At 60.1% G+C, this 1,784-nt stretch carries 2 rRNA genes (1 of these 2 running past the window's edge); both read left to right on the top strand.

Annotated elements, in window-relative coordinates:
- Positions 1–1,441, top strand: a 16S ribosomal RNA gene (locus NBH12_RS10750); the annotation flags it as partial.
- 181 nt (positions 1,442–1,622) lie between these two features.
- Positions 1,623–1,784 (top strand): 23S ribosomal RNA (locus NBH12_RS10755); it runs 2,788 nt beyond the window's last position.

Raw genomic sequence — 1,784 nt, forward strand, 5'->3', positions numbered from 1 at the left:
TGGTGGTGAGAGTGGCGAACGGGTGAGTAATGCGTGACCGACCTGCCCCATGCACCGGAATAGCTCCTGGAAACGGGTGGTAATGCCGGATGCTCCAGTTGATCGCATGGTCTTCTGGGAAAGCCTTTGCGGCATGGGATGGGGTCGCGTCCTATCAGCTTGATGGCGGGGTAACGGCCCACCATGGCTTCGACGGGTAGCCGGCCTGAGAGGGCGACCGGCCACATTGGGACTGAGATACGGCCCAGACTCCTACGGGAGGCAGCAGTGGGGAATATTGCACAATGGGCGCAAGCCTGATGCAGCGACGCCGCGTGAGGGATGGAGGCCTTCGGGTTGTAAACCTCTTTTATCAGGGAGCAAGGCTTCGGTTGAGTGTACCTGTTGAATAAGCACCGGCTAACTACGTGCCAGCAGCCGCGGTAATACGTAGGGTGCAAGCGTTATCCGGAATTATTGGGCGTAAAGGGCTCGTAGGCGGTTCGTCGCGTCCGGTGTGAAAGTCCATCGCTTAACGGTGGATCCGCGCCGGGTACGGGCGGGCTTGAGTGCGGTAGGGGAGACTGGAATTCCCGGTGTAACGGTGGAATGTGTAGATATCGGGAAGAACACCAATGGCGAAGGCAGGTCTCTGGGCCGTTACTGACGCTGAGGAGCGAAAGCGTGGGGAGCGAACAGGATTAGATACCCTGGTAGTCCACGCCGTAAACGGTGGATGCTGGATGTGGGGCCCGTTCCACGGGTTCCGTGTCGGAGCTAACGCGTTAAGCATCCCGCCTGGGGAGTACGGCCGCAAGGCTAAAACTCAAAGAAATTGACGGGGGCCCGCACAAGCGGCGGAGCATGCGGATTAATTCGATGCAACGCGAAGAACCTTACCTGGGCTTGACATGTTCCCGACGATCCCAGAGATGGGGTTTCCCTTCGGGGCGGGTTCACAGGTGGTGCATGGTCGTCGTCAGCTCGTGTCGTGAGATGTTGGGTTAAGTCCCGCAACGAGCGCAACCCTCGCCCCGTGTTGCCAGCGGATTGTGCCGGGAACTCACGGGGGACCGCCGGGGTTAACTCGGAGGAAGGTGGGGATGACGTCAGATCATCATGCCCCTTACGTCCAGGGCTTCACGCATGCTACAATGGCCGGTACAACGGGATGCGACAGCGCGAGCTGGAGCGGATCCCTGAAAACCGGTCTCAGTTCGGATCGCAGTCTGCAACTCGACTGCGTGAAGGCGGAGTCGCTAGTAATCGCGAATCAGCAACGTCGCGGTGAATGCGTTCCCGGGCCTTGTACACACCGCCCGTCAAGTCATGAAAGTGGGCAGCACCCGAAGCCGGTGGCCTAACCCCTTGCGGGAGGGAGCCGTCTAAGGTGAGGCTCGTGATTGGGACTAAGTCGTAACAAGGTAGCCGTACCGGAAGGTGCGGCTGGATCACCTCCTTTCTACGGAGAATACGGCCGGATGTTCGTCCGGCGTGCGAGCCCCGGCGTCGCGGCAGTCGCGGCGGTTTGGGGCTGCTGGTGTGGAAGAGATCATGGGCTTTCGGTTCGTCCGTCGTGGGATGTTCCGCGGGAGTGGTGCGGATGCGCTTTTGGGCTCCCGGATCGCCACCCCAGGCTTCGGCCTGGCGCGATTCGATGCCCATCGTGCCTGATGGCGGGCTGGTTCCGTCCGGACGGCGTGGTGGTGCGTGGTGGCTTGAGAACTGGATAGTGGACGCGAGCAAGACGGGGTTTCCTTTGATTCCTCGTTCTTGCTGTTGATTTCGAATCGAACTCTATTTTT

The organism is Bifidobacterium sp. M3-N-101 (genome assembly GCF_023656805.1).
Lineage (GTDB): Bacteria > Actinomycetota > Actinomycetes > Actinomycetales > Bifidobacteriaceae > Bifidobacterium > Bifidobacterium breve.